Source organism: Alteromonas sp. G4i35 (assembly GCF_054960375.1).
Genome location: NZ_JBHNZD010000003.1, coordinates 55476 through 74157, shown reverse-complemented (window position 1 = coordinate 74157; position 18682 = coordinate 55476). Strand labels below are relative to the sequence as shown.

The following is an 18682-nucleotide window of genomic DNA, read 5'->3' as shown; positions in this document are numbered from 1 at the left end:
TGGCCGTTTAAACTTGTTTTCACATTTAGTGCCTAACTTACGGCTGTACTGTGAGGATACGTCAATAATTTATATCTTGGTCGCTAATTATATATACTGCGTACAAGCATGTTTTCCTGTATAATCCGCGGCCATTTTAAGCTCAGTCATTTTCCAGGTGATATTTTAGATGACAGTAGAAACGTTTAATCCAAACAAAGTAGTAAATAAAACCACCACGCTAGAAACGCCAGTGAAGGTATTAAGTGACAACAAACCTTCGCAACAAAGCAATGGCAGCAGAATTGGTTTTGTTAGCTTAGGTTGCCCTAAGAACTTAGTTGATTCAGAGCGTATTCTTACTCAACTTCGCACCGAAGGTTATGACGTAGTCCCTACCTACAACGATGCCGACTTGGTTATCGTTAACACCTGTGGATTCATTGACGCGGCGGTAGAAGAGTCATTAGACACCATAGGCGAAGCACTTAAAGAAAACGGCAAAGTTATCGTTACCGGGTGTTTAGGTGTTAAAGAAGACGAAATTAGAGAGCTTCATCCAAATGTACTGGCTATCACGGGGCCTCATGCCTACGAAACGGTAGTTGAGCAAGTACACGATCATCTTCCAAAACCCCAGCACAATCCGTTTGAAGATCTGATCCCTGACCATGGTGTAAAATTAACGCCTCGTCATTATGCTTATTTAAAGATTTCAGAAGGCTGTAACCACCGTTGCACGTTCTGTATCATTCCTTCTATGCGTGGCGACCTTGTCAGCCGCCCAGTGGGTAACGTACTCGATGAAGCTAAGCGTTTGAAAGACGCTGGTGTTAAAGAGCTATTAGTTATTTCACAAGACACTAGCGCCTATGGTGTTGATGTTAAGCACAGAACAGGCTTTTGGAACGGCATGCCGGTTAAAGCACACATGCAACAGTTGTGTGAAAAGCTGGGCGAAATGGGCATTTGGGTCCGATTACATTACGTGTATCCTTACCCGCATGTGGATGACCTAATTCCACTAATGAACGAAGGTAAGATCCTTCCCTACTTGGATATTCCGTTTCAACACGCCAACAAACGTATTCTTAAGTTAATGAAACGCCCAGGTAGTGCTGAGCGCGTATTAGAGCGCGTTAAAAAGTGGCGCGAACAGTGCCCATCATTAGTCATTCGTTCGACATTCATCGTCGGCTTTCCGGGCGAAACGGAAGAAGAGTTTGAAGAGTTATTGGACTTCCTTCGCGAAGCGCAGCTTGATCGTGTTGGTGCATTCGCCTATTCCCCTGTTGAAGGTGCAAGAGCAAACGACCTCCCCGACCCAGTGCCAGAAGAAGTGAAACAAGCTCGCCTTGCACGGTTTATGGAAGTACAGGGCGAAATAAGCGCAGCGCGACTTCAAGCGAGAATCGGTAACGAATATCAAGTTGTTATCGACAGCGTTGATGCGGAAGGTGCCGTCGGCCGTACCTATGCAGACGCACCGGAAGTTGATGGTCTGGTTCATTTAAACGGCGTTTATGACGTAAAACCTGGCGATCGTGTTTGGGCTGAAGTTATTCACGCTAACGAACACGACGTATGGGCAGTATTGTCTGAAGACCAAGACGAAGAAGACGAAGGCGAAGTAGCTGATCCCGCGCTGTAACTTTCGATTAACTGCAGTCTATACTCGAAAGTCACCTATTCGTTATGTTTGTAACCCTATCGGCTAATTGCCAGTCGATAGGGTTTTATGTATAACAGACCCTATACATAATTAAACAAGTAAAACTATCAATGCCATCTTCTGTGGTACGTGAATAAAATATGGCAATGTTACCCTACTCCAAACTTAAACACTTTTCCCGCCACATCTTGTCATTTGGCATAGTGCTCATTTTAACTTTCGTATTCAACCCTCGTGCACTTGCCAGTACAGAGTGTAAGACTTTACACACCGCGGGAGCACAACAGTGGTTTCCCTACGCATTTAACGAGTTTGAAGGAAGGTTGAAAGCCACGGGGATAGCATTTGACGTTCTAACCCTGCTAGCACGGGATTTAGGTGTCGCACTAAAGATAGAAACCGGGCTCCCCTGGAAACGAATAGAATCCAAACTCGACGCGGGCGAGCTTGATATTTTGGCGGGAAACTATTGGAACGAAGCTCGTAGTCGAAAATGGCTTATCACCGCACCGTTTGCAGCAGAAGAGGTTTACGTTGTGCTCTCTCCTTCACTTTCTCAAACGCGAGGTACCGACCTTTCGCTTAACGCACTCGCGCAATATATTGGTGTGATGCCTCGAGGAATAAGCTTAGGTGAAAAATTCGATAGCATTAAATCAAACTTGAATATTATCGAAGTTAAAGACCACGACAAAATGTATGAAATGATGCGTCGACATCGCGCTGATTACGCAGTTTCACCACAAAGCGCAGCACTAAGCCACTTGAGCGACCCAGAAAATGACGGCATGCTAATAAGCCAGTCACCTATATCTTCAAACAATGTACATTTTGCTATCTCCGCCAAATCTAAGTGCGCATCACTATTTCCAGAGTTTAACCAAGCCCTTAGCGCTCGTTTAAAAGACGGGTCTATTAAGCAAATCATTGATACGTATGATTTAACGCGCTAAAAAGCTAAGGCGCGTTGGAATCATGTAGTTAAGAACACGTGTAGTTAAAGACACGTACAGTTAAAGACACGTACAGTTAAAGACAGGTGTAGTTAAAAGTAAAAGAGCGCTTTTCGTAAGCGCTCTCTTGGTGTGATGCATTATTGATTGAGTTTGTGGCAAGCCACATTAAACCTACCAAGGCAACTCGTCACCATTTGAACGGATGAAGCGACCTGCGTTAGATACATTTAGCTCATCTATGCGTTGTGACAAACGCTCAGCACAGGTATCAGCATCAATATCTCCCGCTCCATTCACCATTTCTGTTTGAACGAATCCAGGATGGAAAATACCTACTGCAATCCCCTTGGGTTTCAGATCATTCGCCATGGACACTCCCGCCGCGTTTAGTGCGGCTTTGGACATTCGGTAGCCATAGTAGCCGCCTGACCCATTGTCTGCCATTGAACCCATGCGACTGGTAATCATGGCAATTTTACCGTCATTTGCCATTGCCGGTAATAGTGTTTGAGTAACTAACAATGGACCTAATGCATTAACCCTAAATTGATAATCGATGGTATTTGGATCCCAATCGTCAATACTCTCGCGTCCGAGCACTCCGGCATTATTAATGAGCAAATCGATGTTAACATCCATTAAAGGTGCAAGCTTTTCAGCCAACATTTCTGGTTGGGATACGTCCACACCTTTGATGATTGTCACACCTGCACTGTTTAGCTCGTCGCAACTGTTTCGACAGGTAGCATAAACTTTCGCACCACGTGCTTTATATTGCTTGGTAAGCGCAAGGCCTATGCCTCTGTTGCCACCGGTAATAACTACGTTCATAACGGTTCCCTTGTTACTATGTGTATGCGTTTAAAAGGTTTCACTCACCTTTTACAAGAACTGGCTGTTTAGATAAGGCTTGTTGCTAATTTACTACAAAGCGTCAGCCCTATTTCAGCACTCATTTCTTATTAACTTATAGTCTTTAAAAGACGTTCTAGATCTTCTGGGGTATCAATTCCAACTGGCGGTGGCGCTATCGCCACCTCACAGTGAATCTTATCGCCATACCATATGGCTCGAAGCTGTTCTAAGGATTCAATTTGCTCCAGAGAGCTAGGCGCATAGGCAACATATTGCTTAATGTATTCAGCACGATAGGCATAAATACCTATATGGCGTTTGTACAGCGACGTATTTGCAGATTGCGGGTTTGCCATCATGTGATCGCGTTCAAAAGGAATAGGAGAACGTGAAAAATAGATAGACTCACCCTTTTCGTTTACCAATACCTTAACGATATTGGGGTTAAACACATCCTCAACACGTTCAATAGGCGTAGATAACGTAGCCATCTGACACTGAGGCGCATTGGCTAGATTATCTGCAACCTGCCTGATGTTTTCGGCGGGAATAAATGGCTCATCCCCCTGTACGTTAACCACAATCGTAGAACTCGCAATGCCTTCTTTTTCGATAACCTCGGCAATGCGCTCTGTTCCAGATTGGTGGTTGACAGACGTCATGCATACTTGAGCAAAACCTAGCACGACGTTTTGAATACGTTCATCGTCGGTGGCAACAATGACGTTATCTGCTCCAGCTTCTTTAGCACGTTCAACCACATGTTGAATCATCGGCTTTCCGTCAATAAGCGCTAAGGGTTTGCCAGGAAACCGACTTGAGCCGTATCGAGCAGGGATCACAACTGTAAATGACATAACTTTATTTCGCCCTTATCTACCACTTAGTTTAACGTTTTATTACCGTGTTGCGTCTACATCGTCTAACGACAATGCTGTTGCTTTACTTTCGATAAGTACAGGGATGCCATCTTTAATATCGAAAGCCAATCTATCAAATCGACACACTAACTGGGTGCTATCATCACTCAGAACTAATTTTCCCTTACACACTGGGCAAGCCAAAACTTCTAAAAGCTTTTTATCAAAGGCCATTGTTATTATTCCTGTCCGTCTTGGTTGATCTTCAAACCTGCCTTGGCAAGTTTCACATTTACTAAATTAAAAAAGTCTGGCGCTAAATGCGCGGTAACAGGTAAAAACCAGCAGTCGTTATGAGCAAAAGGTGCAGCTTTAACGGCGTCTTTTTCTGTCATTAAGACTCTGCCATTCGGTATGTCTGACCGTGTGATTGCGTGGTGATCCGCCAGCGGTGTAGCCGAAGAAAGCTGGATACCCATTTCTTTAAGCTGAGAGAAAAAACGCTGAGGTGAACCTATTCCAGCAATTGCGCTGCACGGCACTTTTTGTATCTCTTCAAGGGGACTGGTTCTTACTCTGTTTGAAACAGAGGTGAAGTCCCCTGGTACTAAGGTCATTAGATATTGAGGCGCTACAGCATGGCTAAATGTCGGCATTGAACGGCTATTATGTACTAGCGCATCAACGGTACCAAGGCGCCATTGTCCTTCGCGAAGGGGCCCCATTGGCAGCAAATAACCACTGCCTACTTTTCTATCGTCCATCACCACAATTTCAACGTCGCGATGAAGTGCGTAATGTTGAAGGCCGTCATCACAAATAATTAAATCGCAGTGTAATTCGTCACTTAAGTACGCGGCTCCGCGCGCGCGGACTGGATCGATAACAACGTCGCACTGGCTTCTAATGGCCAGTAAACGAGGTTCGTCACCCACTTCAGACGCATCATCTTCGCCTTTCACTAATCGCGGGTATTCTGATGATTTAGCGCCATAACCACGACTTAAAATACCGACCTTTATGCCCTGCTTCTGGTAATAATCGGCTAAAGCTAATACGACTGGCGTTTTTCCGTTGCCGCCCACTGATATGTTGCCAACGACAATCACGGGAGCATTAGCCTTAAAGGCCTTTTTGAGTCCAATTTTAAAAAGTAATCGTCGAATTGCCGAAATAAAGTAGAACAGCAGCGCAAATGGTGAGAGCAGCCACACTAAAGGATGGCCGAAATACCATTTATCGTGCTTGGTTTTACTTTGTGATTGACTCACTTAGTCTCACCAAATTGCAACGCGTGCAGTTGCGCGTAGTGACCACCTTTTTCAAGCAATTCGTTGTGTTTACCTTTTTCAATAATGCGCCCCTGCTCCACTACCATAATGCAATCTGCGTTTTCGATGGTAGACAAGCGGTGCGCCACAACAATGCTGGTGCATCGTTTTTGCAGCGTTTCTAATGCGTCTTGGATCAAACGCTCAGATTCTGTATCAAGGGCAGATGTCGCTTCGTCAAGAATAAGTATGGGCGCTTCGGCAAGTATTGCCCTTGCAATGGCAATACGCTGACGTTGACCACCAGAAAGCATCAAGCCGTTTTCACCAATTACCGTATCTAGTCCTTCAGGTAAGTTCGATAAGAACTCTTCAACATGCGCCATTTTTGCCGCATTCTCGATGTCTTTGCGAGATACATTTTGGCGCGCACCATAAGCAATATTGTTGGCTATGGTATCGTTAAATAGCGTAACGTTTTGCGATACCACGGCAAACTGCGCCCGCAGATCTTTAAGATCAATATCGTTGAGCGCCGTGTCATCCAAGCGAATTTCACCTTCTTGCGGTACATAAAAGCGTGTAAGCAGCGACGAGATGGTCGATTTACCACTTCCCGAGCGCCCTACCAAAGCAATCGACTGCCCAGGGTTTGCGATAAAGCTCACATTCGATAACGCGGGCGTCTGTTTTCCTGGATAAGAGAACGTAACGTCGTCAAATTCAATTTTTCCTGTTGCGCGCTCTACTTTGGTTTTCCCTTTATCTTCTTCGTCTGCTTCATCAAGAATTTCAAAAATACTGGCGCAGGCTGCCATACCTTTTTGAAATTGGTTATTAATGGTAGTGAGCTGTTTAAGAGGTTTAAGCAGCATCACCATACAAAAGACCACATTAATAAATACGCCTGCTGTAAGCTTTTCAAGCATACCGGGCGTGCTGGCAATAAACAGAACGACTGCAAGGGCAATTGACGCTATTACCTGTATTGAAGACACACTCAAAATAGAGGTGACATTCAGCTTCATTGACTGTTGACGGTTGTGATTGTTTTTCTGCTCGAAACGCTTTTGCTCTATTTCTTGACCGCCAAACATGATCACAACTTTGTGACCTTTCACCGCTTGCTCTACCGACGATGTTAGGTTGCCCATTGATTGTTGAATGTTTTTACTTACAACGCGAAAACGCTTACTAACGATAGAAACAATCGCTGCCACAATCGGGCCAATTAAAAGAAATATGAGAGAAAGCTGCCATGAGTAATAGAACATGACACACAGCAAACCGATGACCAGTGCGCCTTCCCTCACCAATGTTAGCAGCGCCTTACCAGATGCATTAGCCACTTGCTCTGTATCGTAGGTGACTTTACTGATAAGCCCGCCAACCGCATGATTATCGTGAAATGCCACTGGAAGATGAATGTATTTTTCAAACAACTGCTGGCGCATGCGCATTACCACCTGAGCACCAATCCAGCTTAGCGTGTAACTACCTAAAAAGTTGAAAACACCCCGTAACAAAAAGAGCGGCACAATCGCATATGCGGCTAGACGTAGATAGTCATGGTCGTTTTTCCCCAGTGATTCGTCAATCATTGGCTGAAGCTGGGAAAATACGAAGGTATCTACCGCGGAATAACCAATCATACCGATGATGGCAAAAACGAAAGGCACTTTATACGCTTTAAGATACTGTAAAAAGCGCTTAATTTGATAATCCGAGTTGTCGGCTTGTTGCATGTAGTTTTTTTAACCTGTTTGAAACGTTAACAATAACGCGTTGGAAGTATTGTACTCGTTCTCGCTCTAATTCACTAATATAGCGGCAAAATTGGTTAGTCTGCCAACTAAGTGAATAATGTGTGGCCACTTCATACCTATTTAAAGGTATTCGTGTACTTCTTCGTTTCGTTACAAGCTAATATTTTTGGCATTTGGCGATATTACTTAGTCTTTGAGGTGTCGCGGTGTAATGCCTGGTAAATACCAGCGTTTATTCAACGTTCCACGTTGGGAATCTATATGGAAAGAATTCTTATCGAAGGTTGCGCTTATATATCCGTGATAGCTTGTTAAATATTGCGTTACGCCCAAACGCTCGTAACGTTTAGCCACAACATACGCAGGAAACTGCCATCGATTCTCATAACCTTGCGTAAAGATCACAGCTTTTGGTGCAACGTGTTCTATAAAAACATTAGTAGAAGACGTTTTGCTTCCGTGATGCGGCGCAATAAGAATGTCGGCACTTAGATTTGTAGAACTCGCTAAAGTATCCATTGAAGCCCCCTCTGAAAAACCATCCATGATTTCACGGGTTATCAACGCGTACTCACTTGTTTTCTCAATGTCACCAGGAATTAACACGCTACCAGCGTCGCTTGTTATTTTAACCACACACGACATGGCATTGTTGTCTTCTTTGTTGCCATTTGGCGGCCATAGAAAATTGATTGTTAAGTTCTGCCAGCGTATACGCTTTCCTCGCTCACAACCTAATGTTGGTGTGTAGAAAGTGGCTTTTTTAGCTAAGGCGTGTTGTCCAATGGCTAATGCCCCACCTGCATGATCGTTGTCACTATGCGTATGAACTACAACATCTATATTCGAAATATGCTTACTTTCTAAAAAAGGTAACAGGTGTTTCGTTGCAGTATGAGCATTGCCATTAAACTGAGCGCCAGAATCAATAATCATAGCCCGACCACCCGCAGTCACTGCAATAGCACTGGCCTGGCCCGCATCAAATACATGCAGCGCCCATGCCGATTCATTGGTAGGTAACCACTTTTGAAAAATGCTTAGCGATGGGAGCAAGAGAAGCGCTACGCAGATAGCTTTGTACCGCCATGTTGGCAAAAGAAAAATAAAAAAAGCGACAATTAGACAAAGTGCCGCACCACTACTTACGTAAAAATTGATAGCGCTCCCAGAAAACTGACTAAGAACGTTCAAAAGCGATAACAAATACCCTAAACACACATCACTGTAATGCATAAGCATGCCCGTAACTTGTTGTGCGAAAGGCAACTCAGCAAAATGAAGGACTAACAACGAAATTAAACAAATAGGTAAAAGTAACGATATGACGGGCAAGGCGATTAAGTTGGTAACAACTGCAATAAAACTGGCGCTACCAAACCATATTAGGGTTAGGGGCATCATTATTACGGTAAGTGCTACTTGTAGTTTAAACAAAGACACATACCATGGTGCTCGCTGTAGCCCCCAAACAACAACTAAAAACCAAATGCACAGTACAGCCCCTATGCTCAAGTAAAAGCTAGCGCTTAGTATAGAAAGAGGAAACAGCAACAAGCTCAAAGTAAGCATTGTCAACGCAACATTTACTGGCCGCCATGCATGTCGAGAAAGAGACAGCACGCTCCCCATAGTTACCAGTATCAGCGCACGCACAACCGGCAATGCGCTTGCACTAAGCAACGCGTAACAAAAACAAGCAGCGACAAGCACACAAAGCACAGAGGCTCTAATTGGCGCGCTGGTTTGAAACATCTTACTTGTTTGCTGCTCTCTGTTCTTTCGACCTGTTGCCGGATAGTTGATGGAGGCTGAACGTACTAACCAATATTTCGCTCTGCCTAATAGGCCTGTAACATGCGTGAGTAAAAATATAACGGGGTTAAAAAACAATAAGCAGACCCCAGCGATAAGTGATAGATGCATGCCTGATATACTAAACATGTGCCCAGTGCCGGTGCGTTGTAACAGCGTCCAATCACCCAACGTAAAGCCCGTTTTATCCCCTAGCAGCAATGCGCGCCACCATTTTTCATGAACCAGGTCTAGCTTCTGCAATGTTGTAGCAAGTTCATAACGCACTGAGTGATTATGCTTTGTTTTATCGTGCTCTATCGACTTGATATAGCCAGTTGCATGAATAAATTGGCTAACCAACTGCTGTTGTCGGCTAGCTCCAACAGGATTAGCTGTACCGTATGCTGGTTTAAGTTTTACAATTGCGGTGAAGGTATCGCCGTTGTGCAAACAATTTAATTTCACCTGAGACGGAGAAACTGATTGAGGTCGCACGCCTTTAGTTCCCTGTTGAGCATATGCGATTTTCTTATTGGCTAAGCTTTCGCTTTTTCGATCATTTGGGAATTCATAACGTTGGTGACTAAGACGAGCTTTGAAATTAAACGTGCTAGTTAAAACACGCTTAGGCAAGGGGGAAAGTATACCCTTGTCTAGAAATGTCGCTGTGCTTTCACGGTTGACCGACTCAATAGCGACAACATAGTGATAAGTCGCTTCCGGCACCCTAGCTGTGCCGAAGACACATCCCCCCGACACAACTCGACCTGAAATTGTGACATCTTGTTGAATTTTCCCTTGGGGCAGTTGCCAAGCGTAGTAAAAATGCCCTACACTCGCCACCCAAAGTACTCCAGACAGCAGCCCGCTCACTGCCCAACATAGCAGCACCTCTGGAAATGCATGATGTTCAGCGGGTTTTGTCGTCGAAATGAATATAATGATAGTCACAGATATTATTAAAATGGCAATCATCAATGCCATGCTGTGAGTACTTGGAAGTTTTTGCCAGGAAACTGCACTTATTGCGCTAGCGCAAAAACAGCTTAAGCAAATTGTGATACGATTGACCATGTTTTCACGTAGCAATTGACAGTGAGTGAATGTGGGTGGTGCAAATTCATGTTGCGCAATTCCGTTTACTGTTATTTTTTCTGTCTTTTTTGATTTTATTTTCGAGATGCATTGATATTTATGCCTAAGAAATTTATCCGACGTTTTTTGCCAGATCACCAAAGCATTAAGCAAAACAAAGCTTTAAAAATTTTTGGTAGCGTATTGCACGAGCCTAATCTTTGGCACTTAAACCGTCGTTCTGCATCTGGTGCATTTGGCATAGGTTTATTTTTCGCGTTTTGGCCGGTACCGTTTCAAATGTGGCTTTCTGCCGGTTTAGCTATTCCATTTCGAGCAAACCTGCCCTTATCTGTTGCAACTGTTTGGGTGACTAACCCATTTACTATTCCGCCTATATTCTATGGGGCTTACAAGGTTGGTACTACTGTACTTGGGACCAAGCCTGAGCATTTTGAATTTCAGTTTAGTTGGCAGTGGGTTGTAGAAAGCATTAATACCATTGGCCCTGCATTTTTAGTCGGGTGTGGAATTTGCTCGGTTGTGTTTGGTCTAGCGGGTTATTTCTCTTTAAACTGGGTTTGGCGCTTTCAAGTGAAAAAAGCTTGGGAAAGGCGCAGACAAATGCGGAATCAAGAAGCCCACTAGCGTGAGAGCCCTACACTTGAGGGTTTGTAGAAATATTCACCTTTTCTCAAGCCCTTTACAACGTTCAGTACAAATTACGCAGTAAGAGACAAAACAAGAATTATAAAAAAACGCCACTTCATAGAAGTGGCGTTTTTTTTTGGTATCTATCAATATGAGTTCGGCGTCAATCTATTCAGGAAAACCATTACGCCGAGCGCTCTTATTGAATTTAAGCCAGACAGGCTACTTTTCATGCTCTGATAAAAAAGCGATAAGCGCAGCTTCGTCCCATACCTCCACATCTAGCTCTTGTGCTTTGGTTAGCTTGGAACCCGCTTTTTCTCCTGCAACTAGGAAGTCGGTATTCTTACTTACCGAGCCTGCCACTTTTGCACCAAGTAACTGCAAACGTGCTTTCGCGTCAGAACGTCCCATTTCACTGAGTGTACCGGTAATAACGCACGTTTTGCCTTCAAGAGGCAAGTTATCCGAATCAGGCTTTTCAATAGCTGGCCAGTTAATTCCTTCTTTTAACAGCGCATCAATAACATCAGTATTGTGTGACTCGTTAAAGAAATTGAAAATGTGGGTAGCCACCACTTCACCAACGTCTTGGACTTCAACCAGTGCTTCAAGCGACGCCTCGCGAATAGCCTCCAAGGTTTCGAAGTGCGCAGCCAAGTTTGCCGCAGTAGCTTCGCCAACCTCACGGATCCCCAATGCGTATAGGAACTTGGCAAGCGTGGTTTGCTTTGAAGCTTCTAGCGATGCCAGTAGCTTACTGGCAGACTTTTCAGCCATGCGCTCTAGCCCAACAACGTCGCCTAACGAAAGCGTGAAAAAGTCGGCGGGACTGTGCACAAGATCAGCGTCAACTAACTGATCGACTAACTTGTCGCCCAGACCATCAATATCGAATGCTTTACGCGAAGCAAAATGCTTAAGCGCCTGCTTGCGTTGTGCTGCACAAATTAACCCACCGGTGCAACGGGCAACCGCTTCGTCTTCTAGTTTCTCAACCTGCGAATCACACACTGGGCATTGGCTTGGGAAGGTAATGTCAGTTTCGCTACCTGTGCGATTAGCTTCTACCACAGATACCACTTGAGGAATTACGTCACCCGCACGTCGAATTACCACGGTGTCGCCAACTTTAACGCCTAATCTGGAAATTTCGTCCTGATTGTGAAGAGTAGCATTAGATACTGTAACTCCGCCTACAAACACGGGCTCTAAGCGGGCAACCGGCGTGATCGCACCAGTCCTTCCTACCTGAAACTCAACGTCCAGTAACTTAGTCACTTCTTCTTGCGCAGGAAACTTCTGCGCAATTGCCCAGCGAGGCGCTCGAGCCACAAAGCCAAGGGCATTTTGCAGGTCAATACGGTTTACCTTAAACACCACGCCGTCAATGTCGTATGGCAAACTGTCGCGCTTTTCCAAAATGTGGTTGTAGTATGCCAAGCAGCCCTTACCGCCCTCGGCGGTGTCAATATCAGGGCACAGCGGCAGCCCCCAATTACCCAACTGCTTAAGGCGCTCGCTGTGTGTTGTGGGCAGTTCAAAACTTTCGGGTTGCACAACGCCTAGCGAATAAGCATAAAACATCAGCGGGCGCTTGGCTGTAATTTTAGAGTCTAACTGTCGTAAACTGCCAGCCGCTGCATTACGGGGGTTGGCAAAAACCTTGCCTCCGGCCTCTTTTTGATGCTCATTTAATTTTGCAAAGCCATCACGGGGCATAAACACTTCACCGCGCACTTCTACGCGCTCAGGAAAATGGTCACCACGAAGCGTTAACGGCACATTAGAGATGGTACGAACGTTCGCCGTGATATTCTCTCCTACCTGACCGTCACCACGGGTTGCAGCACGCACTAATTCACCATTTTCATACAGAATACTTACCGCTAAACCATCTAGCTTGGGTTCGCAGCTAAAATCTAACGTTGCCGAATCTTTTAGTCTGTCTTTTAAACGTTTTTCGAAGGCAAGCAGTGATTCTTCATCAAAGGCGTTATCCAGCGACAACATAGGAACATCATGGGTAACTTGTTCAAAGGCCGATAACGCTGCGCCCCCTACTTTTTGACTGGGAGAATTCGGGCTTTGAAGCGTAGGATATTGTTTTTCTAGCACAATAAGCGCCTGCATATCTCTATCATATACTGCATCAGGAACCGAAGGGTCATCCATCACATAGTACTGATAGTTGTACTCATTAAGTGTGTTGCGAAGTGTTGCTATTTGTTGCTTTGCTTGTTCTAAAGAATCTGACATGGAGTTGTTGTCACGCCGTTTAAATAGTTAAAAGTATTACAATTCGTTGCCAAGGCCTATTCGCCCAAGCCACTGTATGTTCCAAATGGGCTGCAAAAACCTGATCTATTTCAGTCAGGTTGTGAAACGTACAGCCACGCTACAATGCTATGGCTTGCTAGCCCTTGTTATACATCAAAGATCAATAGACCCTAATCAACAGAAAAGGACCTGGGTATGAGCCAAGTCCTTTTTTGTTGTTGCACCTGCATGAATAATCCACAAGATTGAGGCGCAAGTGATAAGTTAACGCTAGCTGCGCGCAATCATACGCTTGCGCTCGAACTCACGAATTTTCTCGACGTATTGCTGTAAGCCCTGCTTCGTTAATACGCTTCGGCGCCCATCAAGTACTTGTGCGCCGAACTCATCTGCCAATTTGCGGGCGGCATTGTGCATCATGTTAAACACTTGATGAGGGTCACCCTCAATAGGCAATATCATAAACAGTGAAATACCTTGGGTTTCAAAGTTCTCTAGGTTATCAATATCGAAAACCCCAGGCTTAAACATGTTAGCAAGGCTAAACAATACTGGCCCTTTGCCATTTGAGTTTACGTGGCGATGGAAGATGTCTTGATCGCCAAATTTAAACCCTAATGTTAATAGCATAGGTAGTAGCGCCGCGCCTGAGATAGGCTCGCCTTCTGGCGTTCTTACATTTAATACTAAAACCTCAGGTTCAATCGACGACTTAGCGGTCTTTGGTGTACTTCCAGCACCATCATTACCTGACTCATTAGCACTAAAGCTTTCATCGCCGAAATCAGCGCTAGCTGCTTCGCTGGTGTCAAAATCAATACGCATTTGATCGTCACCAAAATTCGGCTCTTCACGTCTTCTCACTGGCGTTTTGCTTCGTTTGTTACGTGCAAAACGTCGCGGCTGTTCATTTTCTTCATGAACATCGCTGGATGAAACAGACTCTTCGGGTGCATCTAAACTAAAATCAGCAACTTCTCTTTCGTCTTTAGCCGGCGGCTGCACTGTTTCAGGCTCTTCCTCCAGCGTTGGGTCAATATAAAACTTCTGTGCAGGACGAACAGGCTCTGCACGCCCTCTTTCTTGATGACCGCCCGCCTGACTCTGAATTGGATCATGCGATTGCGCGTTATCCGCTCTCTCTTGATTACTTGGAGCATTTGGCTGTTCGCTTTCTTCACGCTGAGCATGTGACGCTAAAGACGTTTCCTCTTGCTCTTCGCCTTCACGAAGTAAGAAGCCAGGAGGATCAGGGAACGCGGCAAGGTTTTCGTCGCCTCTGTTAGCACCTTTTGTTGATGGGCCATCGGGACGAGTTTGCCCTTTCATGTGTGGCTTCGGATTCGTAACCACAGAGCCATAGAGCTTTGGTGCTTTCTCAGCTTCTTCTTTCCCGTCAGACGGCATAGCTGAATTACCAACGCTGCTTGAGCGTTTACCCGCATGCTCACCGTGTGCGCCCTCTTTTCCATCACCGTGCTCTTTTGACGTGGCATGTTGAGACAAGCTATCGTCGTCATCAAGTTCTTCGCTGCTGTAAGCATGTTTTTCATTGATATCGTGATGTGCAGGGCCATTTGCCGTATTCGTCGATACATTGCTTGCAGCCTCATGCTCTTGGTTTTGTGATTTGCTAACCACGCGCACCGCGCCAATGCCAAGCTCGTCAAAGCCTTCTTGCTCGTCGGACTCGAAATCGTTGTCATCATCTTGCCACTGACGGGGCTCTAAGCGCTCTTTTTCCGAAGGCTTACTGTTTTTACGAATTTTCCAAATACCATGGGCAAGCACTGCGATGATAAAAACCGTGCCTCCAAGGAGTAAAAATAGACGTAATTGATCTTCCATTTAATTTCTTTCGCCCTTTGTTATGCTTCTGCGAAGGCTACAGCCTCGTCCACATCTACCGCCACCATGCGCGAAACTCCCGGTTCCGCCATGGTAACACCGGTGAGGTGACTGGCCATTTCCATCGCTATTTTATTGTGGGTGATATAAATAAACTGCACTGTTTGTGACATTTCTGACACTAAGTTACAAAAGCGCCCTACATTTGCATCATCCAATGGTGCATCTACTTCATCCAGCAAACAAAATGGAGCCGGATTTAATCTGAAAATAGCAAACACCAATGATAAAGCGGTTAGTGCTTTTTCTCCACCGCTTAAGAGGTGAATCGTACTATTTTTCTTACCAGGGGGGCGAGCCATTATCGTCACCCCAGTTTCTAACAAATCGTCATCGGTAAGCGCAAGATACGCCGAACCGCCCCCAAACACTTTGGGAAATAACGTTTTAAGGTCTTCGTTAACCTGTTCAAAGGTAGTAGAAAAGCGCGTGCGGGTTTCTTTATCAATTTTCCGAATGGCCGATTGTAGCGTTTCCAAGGCTTCAGTAAGGTCGTTGTGCTGTGTATCTAAATGTGACTTTCTTTCCGACTGGGTTTCATATTCTTCAACCGCAGCTAAGTTCACTGCCCCCAAACGCTGCAAATTAGCCTGCGTTTTTTCAAGGTCTTCTTGCCAGCGTTTCTCTTCGGCATCTTCAGGTAAGGTTTCTAGAATGCTCTTCAGCGACTGCTGCGTTTCATCAAGCTGTTCTAAAATCGTATTCGCACGTACCCGATACCCTTCAATATCAATGTTGAGTTTATCGATATTGGTTTGTCGCGTTTGAATGTCTTTACCCAGAGCTTGATGCCCTTTTTCAGCTTCTCGCAACCACTGCTCTATATCTTCAAGACTACTTTGCTTAGCACTTTTCAGCTGTTCTAATTCCGCTTTGTTTTCCAACAACGACTGAAGCTCTGCTTCTTGAATTTCTTCAGGAGACGTCAGCTGTGTAAGTTCTTTTTGTAATCTTTCTTTGTTTTTTATGTACTCTTCACGCTGCTGAAGGTTACGTGTAACCTGTTGACTATATAAATTCTGGTGGTTCTCTAGTTGCTGCTTCTTAAGTGCAAGCTCATGATTTTGCGACGTTAATGTATCAACTAACGCGCGCAACTCTGACGTAGTTCGCTCATTTGCATCACGCTTAGCGTTCACATCGTCAATGTGTACTTCGTGTTCAAGAATTTGTGCCTCTTGAAGCTCTAATTTTTCCGAAAGCTGAGCTAACTGCTCTTCTTCTTTCGCTAACATTAACTCTTGCTTTGCTAACTCGTCATTAAGTTTGGCAGTGCGTGTAGACTGCTGCTCTTGCTGCATTTCAAGCAAAGAAAGTTTATTTTTAATCTGTGCGCGCTGGTTTTCTTTTTCACCCAAGGCGCTCTGAATAGCCTGCTTTTGCGCTACGCTCTGTTCAAGTGCCTGTTTGGCGCGCTCTAGTGAATGCTCAATCTCATCTATAAGGCTTTCAGTTTCTTCAATGCTTTCTACCAGTCCCTTAATTTTGTTCGCCCGCAGCAAAGCACCGTCGCTTGCTTCGCCAGGTTTCACTACCCACTGCGAGCTAGCCCACAACCCTGAAGGCGAGATTGCGCTAGTAAACCCCTTAGCTAGGCCTTCAGGTTCATCTTCTTTATCAAGAACGCTTACAAAAGCACTTTCAATCGTTTCCGCAAGTTCGTCATCGTTGCTACAAAGGTAAATGTCATTAAAAAATGCGGGAACACGCTGTGTTGACGATTCATTAGTGCTAGATTCAGTTAATAAAGCGTGTGCAAGTGAACCCGATCTGGCAGTGCTTACAAACGCCTTATCGGTAAACACTTTAATGCCGCTTGGCAAATTATCTTGGTTTTGCAGCAGTGCCTGTATGTCATGGCTTTTAGCAACAACGGGGTCTTTGGTGTGTTGTAAAATCGATTCTACGCAAGGCGCAAGAGTTTGGTTAGAGCTAAACTGCTGCCACAGCTTTTCTATTCCGTCTAACGTTACGTCTTCATTATTTGAGGCATCTTGTTGAAGCGCTTCTAGCGCAGCTTTTGTGGACAGTGCAGTTTGTAACTGGCCCTGGGTATCACGGCGCTTCGCTTCTATTGCGTTGACTTCGCCTTGTTGCTGCGACACCTTTTGATTGGACTCTTGAAGTAATTGCTTAGCTTCATCAATGTCAAAATCGAGTTCGCTACATTGCTCTTCTAAAAGTGTTATCTGACTGGCAAAATCTTCTTCATCTAGCTGTTTTAGCTCGTCTTGTAGTTCGCTGATACGCTGAGAAGTGCGTAACTGCATGCTCATCGTTGACTGAATTTGGCTATGGCATTGCTGAACATTCTGACGAAGTTGATTATAGGTTTGTTCTTGCGCTCGCGCTTGTGCGTTAAATTCTCTTAGCGCTTGTTCAGCGTCTTCAAAACGCTCTTTGGCATGCTCTAACTCTGCTTCCTTAAGGGCAAATTCAGGCTCAATGTTTTCAAGCGCCTCATTTGATACTGCAAGTGCTTCCTGTGCCTCGTCAATAGAGTGGTTAAGCAATTCATGTTGCTCGCGAATTCTTGCTAACTCTTGCTCAACCTGCCCTTTGCGTTGTTTTGCGTGCAGCGCATTTTGCTCTAGTCGTGTGATTGCGTTACTAGTAGTAAACAGCTGCTGCTGAAGATCATCAATAGTTTGTTTTGTTTCCAGCTGCTTGGTTTTGTACGACTCAAGCCCCGCTTCATCGCCCTGTAGTCGAGCCACTAAGTCGTCCACTTCTAACTGTAGTGATTGCTGCTGTTTTTGCAGCGCTTCAATATGTTCACTATTTTTTAGAAAACGAAGGGCTGCTAACTGGCCTTTCAGCTCTCTGGCTTGTGCACGTAGCGTTTTGTAACGAGTAGCCGCGGCCGCCTGACGCTGTAATTTTTCGAGCTGCTTGCCTAATTCATCGCGCACATCATTCAAGCGTTCAAGGTTATCTTGCGTGTGCCTTATACGGTTCTCTGTCTCTCTGCGGCGCTCTTTGTACTTTGAGATACCCGCGGCTTCTTCTATGAATACACGCAAATCCTGTGGCTTAGATTCAATAAGCCGCGAGATCATACCTTGCTCAATGATGGCGTAAGACCGGGGGCCTAGCCCTGTTCCTAAAAACAGATCGGTGACATCACGCCGGCGACATTTAGTGCCGTTTAGAAAATAGGTAGAGGTGGCGTCCCGTGTAACTAGGCGTTTAACAGATAGCTCATTGTAGTTGGCAAACTCACCCACTATCCGCCCTGCACTGTTATCGAAAACAAGTTCAACGCTACATTGCCCCACTGGCTTACGAGACGAAGAGCCATTAAAAATCACGTCGGTCATTGCATCGCCGCGTAAGTTTTTGGCAGAACTTTCACCTAAAACCCAACGTACAGCATCAATGACATTCGACTTGCCGCAGCCGTTAGGACCTACGATGGCGGTCATTTCGCCGGGGAATGGAATAGTAGTTGGCTCAACAAAGGACTTGAAACCCGCGAGCTTAATCTTTTTAAGCCTCACACATCATCCCTCTTAAACACAAAGCTGCACGCGGTATCGCCTTGATATTAGCCAGAAACCAGCTAACCATCGGCTGAAATAGCAGTTGATGTAGAAATGATGCAATCACACGG

Annotated in this window: 12 protein-coding genes; 3 read left to right on the top strand and 9 right to left on the bottom strand. The window is 45.0% G+C overall.

Annotation, left to right across the window (positions count from 1 at the left end; translation table 11 throughout):
* Positions 1-169 precede the first annotated feature (169 nt).
* Together rimO and ACFI6L_RS02320 are read left to right on the top strand one after the other, a co-directional pair.
* Complete coding sequence (rimO, locus tag ACFI6L_RS02325; protein WP_171337079.1) at positions 170-1630, top strand: 30S ribosomal protein S12 methylthiotransferase RimO; 1461 nt, start codon at positions 170-172, stop codon at positions 1628-1630.
* 161 nt (positions 1631-1791) lie between these two features.
* Entirely contained in the window at positions 1792-2604 is an 813-nt protein-coding gene (locus ACFI6L_RS02320; protein ID WP_462573356.1) for a substrate-binding periplasmic protein, read from the top strand.
* Between the two features lie 174 nt (positions 2605-2778).
* On the opposite strand, the gene ACFI6L_RS02315 is transcribed toward ACFI6L_RS02320, so the two are convergent.
* The 6 genes from ACFI6L_RS02315 to ACFI6L_RS02290 all read right to left on the bottom strand — a co-directional run bounded on the left by ACFI6L_RS02315 (position 2779) and on the right by ACFI6L_RS02290 (position 10140).
* On the bottom strand, positions 2779-3438 hold the full coding sequence (locus ACFI6L_RS02315; RefSeq protein WP_462573355.1) for an SDR family oxidoreductase: 660 nt from the start codon (positions 3436-3438) through the stop codon (positions 2779-2781).
* Positions 3439-3569: 131 nt separating this feature from the next.
* On the bottom strand, positions 3570-4319 hold the full coding sequence (gene kdsB, locus ACFI6L_RS02310; RefSeq protein WP_458731651.1) for a 3-deoxy-manno-octulosonate cytidylyltransferase: 750 nt from the start codon (positions 4317-4319) through the stop codon (positions 3570-3572).
* Positions 4320-4361: 42 nt separating this feature from the next.
* On the bottom strand, positions 4362-4556 hold the full coding sequence (locus ACFI6L_RS02305) for a Trm112 family protein (protein WP_014949430.1): 195 nt from the start codon (positions 4554-4556) through the stop codon (positions 4362-4364).
* Between the two features lie 5 nt (positions 4557-4561).
* On the bottom strand, positions 4562-5593 hold the full coding sequence (lpxK, locus tag ACFI6L_RS02300) for a tetraacyldisaccharide 4'-kinase (RefSeq protein ID WP_239219948.1): 1032 nt from the start codon (positions 5591-5593) through the stop codon (positions 4562-4564).
* Positions 5590-7338 carry a lipid A export permease/ATP-binding protein MsbA gene (msbA, locus tag ACFI6L_RS02295; RefSeq protein WP_462573354.1) on the bottom strand — a complete coding sequence of 583 codons (1749 nt, stop codon included), beginning with the start codon at positions 7336-7338 and terminating at the stop codon, positions 5590-5592. The genes lpxK and msbA overlap by 4 nt, the downstream gene beginning before the upstream one ends.
* 207 nt (positions 7339-7545) lie before the next feature.
* Positions 7546-10140: a DNA internalization-related competence protein ComEC/Rec2 gene (locus ACFI6L_RS02290; protein ID WP_462573353.1), complete on the bottom strand. Its 2595-nt coding sequence runs from the start codon at positions 10138-10140 to the stop codon at positions 7546-7548.
* Between the two features lie 210 nt (positions 10141-10350).
* Here ACFI6L_RS02290 and ACFI6L_RS02285 point away from each other — a divergent pair, with 210 nt between their 5' ends.
* Complete coding sequence (locus ACFI6L_RS02285) at positions 10351-10878, top strand: DUF2062 domain-containing protein (protein WP_014949426.1); 528 nt, start codon at positions 10351-10353, stop codon at positions 10876-10878.
* 225 nt (positions 10879-11103) lie between these two features.
* Here the strand turns inward: ACFI6L_RS02285 and ligA are convergent, their stop codons facing one another.
* The 3 genes from ligA to smc all read right to left on the bottom strand — a co-directional run bounded on the left by ligA (position 11104) and on the right by smc (position 18569).
* Positions 11104-13140 carry an NAD-dependent DNA ligase LigA gene (gene ligA / locus ACFI6L_RS02280; RefSeq protein ID WP_462573352.1) on the bottom strand — a complete coding sequence of 679 codons (2037 nt, stop codon included), beginning with the start codon at positions 13138-13140 and terminating at the stop codon, positions 11104-11106.
* 291 nt (positions 13141-13431) lie between these two features.
* Positions 13432-15009 carry a cell division protein ZipA gene (zipA, locus tag ACFI6L_RS02275; protein WP_462573351.1) on the bottom strand — a complete coding sequence of 526 codons (1578 nt, stop codon included), beginning with the start codon at positions 15007-15009 and terminating at the stop codon, positions 13432-13434.
* Positions 15010-15029: 20 nt separating this feature from the next.
* Positions 15030-18569, bottom strand: coding sequence for a chromosome segregation protein SMC (gene smc / locus ACFI6L_RS02270; RefSeq protein WP_462573350.1), 3540 nt, complete (start codon positions 18567-18569; stop codon positions 15030-15032).
* Positions 18570-18682 lie beyond the last annotated feature (113 nt).

What these genes read in the sequence shown, in the direction of transcription:
- zipA (WP_462573351.1), bottom strand. Translation starts at nt 15,009, where the DNA reads ATGGAAGATCAATTACGTCTATTTTTACTCCTTGGAGGCACGGTTTTT.
- ACFI6L_RS02285 (WP_014949426.1), top strand. Translation starts at nt 10,351, where the DNA reads ATGCCTAAGAAATTTATCCGACGTTTTTTGCCAGATCACCAAAGCATT.
- ligA (WP_462573352.1), bottom strand. Translation starts at nt 13,140, where the DNA reads ATGTCAGATTCTTTAGAACAAGCAAAGCAACAAATAGCAACACTTCGC.
- ACFI6L_RS02320 (WP_462573356.1), top strand. Translation starts at nt 1,792, where the DNA reads ATGGCAATGTTACCCTACTCCAAACTTAAACACTTTTCCCGCCACATC.
- ACFI6L_RS02290 (WP_462573353.1), bottom strand. Translation starts at nt 10,140, where the DNA reads ATGGCATTGATGATTGCCATTTTAATAATATCTGTGACTATCATTATA.
- msbA (WP_462573354.1), bottom strand. Translation starts at nt 7,338, where the DNA reads ATGCAACAAGCCGACAACTCGGATTATCAAATTAAGCGCTTTTTACAG.
- rimO (WP_171337079.1), top strand. Translation starts at nt 170, where the DNA reads ATGACAGTAGAAACGTTTAATCCAAACAAAGTAGTAAATAAAACCACC.
- ACFI6L_RS02315 (WP_462573355.1), bottom strand. Translation starts at nt 3,438, where the DNA reads ATGAACGTAGTTATTACCGGTGGCAACAGAGGCATAGGCCTTGCGCTT.
- kdsB (WP_458731651.1), bottom strand. Translation starts at nt 4,319, where the DNA reads ATGTCATTTACAGTTGTGATCCCTGCTCGATACGGCTCAAGTCGGTTT.
- ACFI6L_RS02305 (WP_014949430.1), bottom strand. Translation starts at nt 4,556, where the DNA reads ATGGCCTTTGATAAAAAGCTTTTAGAAGTTTTGGCTTGCCCAGTGTGT.